Below are 6,871 nucleotides of genomic sequence, written 5' to 3'. Positions count from 1 at the left end.
CCGCGAACATCCGCGAGTCCGTGAAGAAGGAAAAGGAGCGCACCGCCAAGTCCGCCCAGAAGCGTGAGCTGGCGGAGAAGCTCGCCGCCTCCGTCGAGTTCGAGCTGCCGGAATCCGTGGTCCAGGAAGAGACCCGCGACGTCGTTTACGACATCGTGGCGGAAAACCAGGCCCGCGGCGTCTCCCAGGAAATCCTGGAAGAGAAGAAGAACGAGATTTTCGAGAACGCCACCCGCAGCGCCAAAGACCTGGTGAAGCTCAACTTCATCCTCCGCCGCATCGCGGAAGAGGAGAAGATCGAAGTCACCGAGGCCGAGCTGAGCCAGTATCTCCAGTATCTGGCCATGCAGCAGCAGACGCCCGTGGAGAAGCTGGCCAAGCGCATGGTGGAGAACGGCGCCATCAGCCAGGTGGAACGCCGCATCCTCTCGCAAAAAGTGATCGACTTTGTGTTGGAGCAGGCAAAGGTAGAAGCTCAATGAATCTGATTACCAAGTCCTCCTCCCGGAGCGCGGTCGTGCCCATGGTCGTGGAGCAGACCGGCCGCGGCGAGCAGGGCTACGACATCTACTCCCGGCTCCTGAAAGACCGGATCATCTTCATCGGCACGCCGATCGACGACAACGTCGCCAACGTCATCATCGCCCAGCTTCTGTTCCTGCAGATGCAGGATCCGAAGAAGGACATCAACGTCTACGTCCACTCCCCCGGCGGCTACGTCACCGCGGGCCTGGCCATCTACGACACCATGCAGTTCATGAGCTGCGACGTGGCCACCTACTGCATCGGCCAGGCGGCCAGCATGGGGGCGGTCCTCCTCGCGGCGGGCACCAAGGGGAAGCGCTACGCCCTCCCCAACGCCCGCATCATGATCCACCAGCCCCTAGGCGGCGCGCAGGGCCAGGCTTCCGACATCAGCATCCAGGCGAAGGAAATCCTCCGCACCAAGCGGACCCTCAACGAGATCCTGGCCCATCACACCGGCCAGCCCTTCGAGCGCCTGGAAAAGGACACCGACCGCGACTTCTTCATGTCCGCGGACGACGCCAAGGCCTACGGCCTGATCGACGAGGTCGTAAAAACCCGCAAGGACGTCAAGGACGAGAAGAAGGACGAGAAGAAATAGCGCGCGTCCCCTAAGATATGGCTCGGCCGACGAACCTCACCATGTGCTCCCTCTGCGGACGGAGCCATGCGGAGGTTCGCAAGCTTTTCTCCGGCCCCGGAGTCCATATCTGCGACAGCTGCATCGTCACCTGCAAGGAGACCCTCGACAAGGAACTGCGCGCGGAGGGCCGTCCCGCCCGCGCCGTCCAGGTCCCCAAGCCGGCGGAAATCCGCGCCGCGCTCGACGCCCACGTCGTCGGCCAGGCGCACGCCAAGAAAGTCCTCTCCGTCGCCGTCCGCAACCACTATAAGCGGATCTCCTCCGCCCCCGGGAAGGAAGGGGAAGACGTCCAGATCGACAAGAGCAACATCCTGCTCATCGGCCCCACCGGCTCCGGAAAGACCCTCCTGGCCCGCACCCTGGCGAAGATCCTCGACGTTCCCTTCTGCATCGCCGACGCCACCGCGCTGACGGAGGCGGGCTACGTGGGAGAGGACGTGGAAACCATCGTCCTGCGCCTCCTCCAGGCGGCGGACTACGACGTGAAGCGGGCGGAAACCGGCATCATCTACATCGACGAGATCGACAAGATCGCCCGCAAGGGGGCCAGCGCCTCCATCACCCGGGACGTCTCCGGGGAGGGGGTCCAGCAAGCCCTCCTCAAGATCATGGAAGGGACCGTCTGCAACGTTCCCCCGCAGGGAGGCCGGAAACACCCGCACCAGGAATACATCCAGATCAACACGGAGAACGTCCTCTTCATCTGCGGCGGCGCCTTCGTCGGCCTGGACCAGGTCGTCCGCCGCCGCGCCGGGCATCGCCACCTCGGCTTCGGCGCCTCCACCCGCGCCCACGCGCATGAGGAAGCCGCGCAGATCCTCCACCAGACCGAGCCGGAGGACCTCGTTTCCTACGGCCTCATCCCGGAATTCGTCGGCCGCCTGCCCGTCACCGCCGCCCTGGGCGAGCTGACGGAGGACGAGCTGGTCTCCGTTCTCACCGAGCCGCAAAGCGCCCTCGCCAAGCAATACGCCAAGCTCTTTCAAATGGAGGGCGCGGGCCTCACCTTCACGAAGGACGCCCTGCGCGCCTTGGCCCGGGAAGCCCTCAAAAAAGGGACCGGCGCGCGCGCCCTGCGCACCCTGATGGAAAAGCTGATGCTCGACCTCATGTACGAGATTCCTTCCCGCGAAGACATCGCCGAAGTCGTCATAAACCAGGCCGCCGTCGAAGGGAAGAAAGCCCCCCTCATCCGCCGCCGCCAGGAAAAGAAGGCGGCCTGATCCTTTTCATGAAACGCATCGGCGTCCTCCTTTCCGGCTGCGGAGTCTACGACGGCTCCGAGATCCACGAAGCGGTCCTCACCCTCCTGGCCATCGACCGGGCGGGCGCGCAGGCCGTCTGCCTGGCGCCGAACATCGAGCAGACCGAGGTCGTCAACCACCTTGCCGGAAAACCCCGCAAGGGGGAGTCCCGCAACGTCCTCGTCGAGTCGGCCCGCATCGCGCGCGGCCAGATCAAGGACGCAGCCTTGGCCGCACCGGACGATTTCGACGCCCTCGTTCTGCCTGGCGGCTTCGGCGCGGCGAAAAATCTCTGCGACTTCGCCTACGCGGCCGAAAGCCCCCTGGAAGTGGAGCCCGCCGTCCTGAAACTGATCGATGAATCCTTCACGGCCAAGAAGCCCCTCGGCTTCATCTGCATTTCCCCCGTCATCGCTGCCGCCGTGCTGGGCAAGCACGGCGTGGAAGTCACCATCGGCACCGACGAAGGGACCGCCGCCGCGATTCATAAGATGGGCGCGTCCCACGTCAAAAAGACCGTCGCGGAAATCCACAAGGACCCGACCTATCCCGTCTTCAGCACCCCGGCCTACATGCTTGGCGAGCGCATCTCGGAAGTCGCCGCGGGCATCGAAAAGCTCGTTGCCGCCGTGATCGAAGCCGTCCCCGCCCGATGAGCGATCCCCGTCCACCCTCCACCCTCCTCCTCGCCTTCTCCTGGTTCCTGCTGGGGCCCGGGCTGCTCATGCCGCTTTTCTTCCTCGCACCCGGATTTATCCATTCGGACGGCGGGTGGGGAGACCGTCTTCGCATCGGCGGCAGCATCGGCTACTTCGTGCTGGCCGCCGCCGTCCTCATTCCCGTTACCCGGCGCTACTACAAGCAGGGCCAGGGCGGCCTTTAAGCCTTGGGGCTTGCCACCGTCGCCTTGACCCTCTTTCATCCCGGGCTACCTTTTACTTATGAAGAGACTGTTCTGCCTGGCCGTTCTTGGGTTACTGGGGATTTCTGCGGCCCTCGCGCAGACCGCCAACAACCACGGCACCACCCAGTTCACCAGCCCGAACAATCTGGACAGCCAGATGACCAAGCAGATCCCCGGCGGCAAAGGCCCCATCGCTCCGGACGGCCGCTTCGCCCCCCGTCCCTCCGGCGTCCTGTATGAGCTTTCCCAAAAGGGCCCCATCCTCATCTCCCCCTTGGCCCCGCCCCAATACGGCATCGGCCAGCGTTTCCTGACCCCGAATCCGACCAAGCCCGAGCTGATCCCGACCGAGGTCCCGCAGGGGCAGGATCGGGATTTCGGCGGCATCAAACTCTTCGGTTGGGACTTTTGACCCCTTCCGACGGGTTTTTTCGTAAATTCCTCTTGCCATCCCTGGCAAATCGGGCAGGCTAACCCGCTCGAATTCTTTAAATTTTTATGATCGCAGTCATTCGCACCGGTGGAAAACAGTATAAAGTCGCGGAGGGGGAAACCCTTGACGTCGAACTCCTTGAAGCCAAGGACAACAAGATCACTCTGAGCGACGTCCTTCTGGTCGCCAACGGCTCCGACGTGAAGATCGGCAAGCCCCTCGTCTCCGGCGCCTCCGTCACCCTGGAGCTGGTCGAAGAGATCAAGGCCCCGAAGGTCACCGCCTACAAATACCGCCGCCGTGAGGGTTACCACCGCACCGTCGGCCACCGGCAGAAGCTCAGCCGCGTGAAGGTGACCAAGATCACCGTCTAATTTTCACAGGAGACCCCTCAAATGGCACATAAAAAAGGTCAAGGTAGTTCCCGCAACGGCCGCGATAGCGTCAGCAAGCGCCTGGGCGTGAAGCATTTTGGCGGCGAAACCATCACCGCCGGCAGCATCATCATCCGCCAGCGCGGCACGAAGGTCCACGCGGGCCAGAACGTCGGCATGGGCCGGGATCACACCCTCTTCGCCCTGGTCGACGGCACCGTCGCCTTCGACAAGCCGAAGCGGAAGGTCAACGTCCTGCCGCTGGCCTAAGCCCCGGCTCTGATTTCTCCGGCGGCGCGGCAGGACATTCCTCCGCGCCGCTTTTTTTTGCACCAAGGAATCCCTTATGTTCGTCGATCGCGTTCGCATCTTGGCCCGCGCCGGTAAAGGCGGCCGGGGCTGCGTCAGCTTCCTGCGGGAGCTGCACCGCCCCAACGGCGGCCCGGACGGCGGCGACGGAGGGAAGGGGGGCAACATCGTCCTGGAAGTCGATCCCCACCTCAACAATCTGGCTCACCTGAGCTATAAGCCCCACCAGTTCGCCCCCCGGGGCGAGCACGGCGCCAGCCGCCAAATGGCGGGAAAGAACGCCAAGGACCTCGTCCTCAAAGTGCCGCCCGGCACCATCGTCAGCCGCCTGGAGTCCCCGGAATTGGGCGAGGAATACGACGAGAACGGCGACCCTCTCCCGCCCCCGCCGGAAAAGCTCCTTCCCGTCCCGCTCCCCGGCGCTGACCTGGAAATCGTCACCGACCTGCTGGAACCCGGCAGCCGCTACGTCCTCTGCCAGGGCGGCGACGGCGGCCGCGGCAACCGCCACTTTAAGTCCTCCATCAACCAGGTCCCCCGCCGCTACGAAGAAGGCTGGCCGGGTGAAAGCGGCCAGTTCCTGCTGGAGCTGAAATCGATCGCCGACGTCGGCCTCGTCGGCTATCCCAATGCGGGAAAATCGACCCTCCTCTCCCGCCTCTCCAAGGCGCAGCCGAAGATCGGCCACTACCCTTTCACCACGCTGGAGCCCATGATCGGCGTCGTCGAATACCCGGACTTCTCCAAAGTCTCCGTGGCCGACATCCCGGGCCTCATCGAGGGGGCGCACGAGGGGCGCGGCCTGGGGCACGAGTTCCTGCGCCACATCGAGCGGTGCGCCGTCCTCCTCTTCGTCATCGACCTCTCCGGCCAGGAGGGGCGTGAGCCCGCGGAGGACTTCGCCCTCCTGCGGCGGGAGCTGAAACTCTACCGCGCCGACCTGGCCGACCGTCCCTTCCTCGTCGTCGCCAACAAGATCGACCTGCCCGGCGCGGCGGAAAACCTGGCCGCCTTCAAAAAGAAAGTGCGCAAGAAAGTCCACGTCATCTCCGCCCAGGAGCGGGAGGGCATCGAAGAGCTGAAGAAAGCCATCCGCGAAGCCGCGTTGGATTAGGGGATTGAACTTTTGCCGCCCCCCCGGCAAACAAGAAGGCTCCATGTCCAATCGCAAACGCATCGTAGTCCTGGGAGCCGGTTTCGGCGGTCTTGAATTCTGCAAGCGCATCGACGCGTCCGAATACGAGATCGTCGTCATCGACCGCCGCAATCACCACCTCTTCCAGCCCCTTCTTTACCAGGTGGCCACCGCCGGGCTCTCCGGCCCCGAGATCGCCCAGCCGATCCGCTCCATCCTCCACAAGGTTCCGAACCTCACCGTCTACCTCGACGAGGTGACCGACATCCGCCTTTCCGAGAAGAAGGTCTACTGCCGCCAGCGGGAATTCGCCTACGACTATCTGGTCATCGCCATGGGCGGGCGCACCACCTACTTCGGCAACGACGCCTGGGAGCAGTTCGCCCCCGGCCTCAAGACCCTGGACGACGCCGTCAGCATCCGCCAGCGCGTCCTCATGGCCTTTGAGGAAGCGGAAAACACCACCGACCTGGCCAAGCGCGACGCCCTCATGACCATCGTCGTCATCGGCGGCGGCCCCACCGGCGTTGAAATGGCCGGCGCCTTCGCCGAGCTGGCCCGCCAGGTCCTGCCGCGCGACTTTGACCACATCGACTCCCGCCAGAGCAAGATCATCCTCATCGAGGCCATGCCCCGCATCCTGGGCCACCTCACGGAAGACCTCTCCGCCAGCGGCCAGCGCCAGCTGGAAGAGCTGGGCGTCACCGTCCGCTGCGGCGAAAAGGTCCTGGCCATCCGCGACGGCGAAGTGGAGCTGGAAAAAGGCCTCATCAAGGCCCGCACCATCTTCTGGAGCGCCGGCGTCGGCGCCAGCCCCATCACCAAGAAATTGGCGGAACAGGGCGTGAAGATCGACCGCGCCGGCCGCGTCGAGATCGAGGGCGACCTGAGCATCCCCGGCCACCCGGAAGTCTTCGCCATCGGCGACGTCGCCTTCCTGAAGGGCGCCAACGGTAAGCCCGTCCCCGGCGTCTCCCCGGCCGCCCTGCAGATGGGCAAGCACACGGCCAAGATCCTCAACGCCGCCGCCCACGGAAAGAGCGAGCGTCCCGCGTTCAAGTATCTGGACAAGGGCACCATGGCCACCATCGGCCGCTCCCACGCCGTCGCCGCCATCGGCCCGATAAAGTTCAGCGGCTTCATCGCCTGGGTCGCCTGGCTCCTCGTCCACCTCATGTTCCTCATCGGCCTGCGCAACCGCATCGCCGTGGTGCTGCAGTGGATCTACAGCTACGTGAACTTCAAGCGCGGCTCCCGCATCATCTACGACCGCTACTCGGCCGAGACGCAGGGGCGCTAGCCTG

At 64.5% G+C, this 6,871-nt stretch carries 10 protein-coding genes; all 10 read left to right on the top strand.

Annotated features, from left to right (window positions below; translation table 11 throughout):
• Positions 1-482 (top strand): trigger factor (locus PW734_12780; protein ID MDE1172061.1); only part of this gene is annotated, 482 nt, incomplete at its 5' end.
• Entirely contained in the window at positions 479-1,126 is a 648-nt protein-coding gene (gene clpP, locus PW734_12775) for an ATP-dependent Clp endopeptidase proteolytic subunit ClpP (GenBank protein MDE1172060.1), read from the top strand. The genes PW734_12780 and clpP, both read left to right, overlap by 4 nt.
• Before the next feature lie 17 nt (positions 1,127-1,143).
• Entirely contained in the window at positions 1,144-2,391 is a 1,248-nt protein-coding gene (gene clpX, locus PW734_12770) for an ATP-dependent Clp protease ATP-binding subunit ClpX (protein MDE1172059.1), read from the top strand.
• Between the two features lie 8 nt (positions 2,392-2,399).
• Positions 2,400-3,068 (top strand): isoprenoid biosynthesis glyoxalase ElbB, encoded by a 669-nt coding sequence (gene elbB, locus PW734_12765; GenBank protein ID MDE1172058.1) that lies wholly within the window; start codon positions 2,400-2,402, stop codon positions 3,066-3,068.
• On the top strand, positions 3,065-3,295 hold the full coding sequence (locus tag PW734_12760) for a hypothetical protein (GenBank protein ID MDE1172057.1): 231 nt from the start codon (positions 3,065-3,067) through the stop codon (positions 3,293-3,295). Before elbB ends, PW734_12760 begins: the two co-directional genes overlap by 4 nt.
• 58 nt (positions 3,296-3,353) lie before the next feature.
• A complete protein-coding gene (locus PW734_12755) occupies positions 3,354-3,728 on the top strand; it encodes a hypothetical protein (protein ID MDE1172056.1) in 375 nt (124 codons plus the stop codon).
• 86 nt (positions 3,729-3,814) lie between these two features.
• Complete coding sequence (rplU, locus tag PW734_12750; GenBank protein ID MDE1172055.1) at positions 3,815-4,123, top strand: 50S ribosomal protein L21; 309 nt, start codon at positions 3,815-3,817, stop codon at positions 4,121-4,123.
• 21 nt (positions 4,124-4,144) lie between these two features.
• Positions 4,145-4,393, top strand: coding sequence for a 50S ribosomal protein L27 (gene rpmA / locus PW734_12745; GenBank protein ID MDE1172054.1), 249 nt, complete (start codon positions 4,145-4,147; stop codon positions 4,391-4,393).
• A 76-nt stretch (positions 4,394-4,469) separates the two neighbouring features.
• Positions 4,470-5,546 carry a GTPase ObgE gene (gene obgE, locus PW734_12740; protein ID MDE1172053.1) on the top strand — a complete coding sequence of 359 codons (1,077 nt, stop codon included), beginning with the start codon at positions 4,470-4,472 and terminating at the stop codon, positions 5,544-5,546.
• 43 nt (positions 5,547-5,589) lie between these two features.
• Positions 5,590-6,867, top strand: coding sequence for an NAD(P)/FAD-dependent oxidoreductase (locus PW734_12735; protein MDE1172052.1), 1,278 nt, complete (start codon positions 5,590-5,592; stop codon positions 6,865-6,867).
• Positions 6,868-6,871 lie beyond the last annotated feature (4 nt).

It is taken from the genome of Verrucomicrobium sp. (genome assembly GCA_028283855.1).
Taxonomy (GTDB): Bacteria; Verrucomicrobiota; Verrucomicrobiia; order Methylacidiphilales; family GAS474; genus GAS474.
The sequence above is the reverse complement of the archived record's forward strand: the minus strand, read 5'-3'. Positions and strand labels throughout refer to the sequence as shown.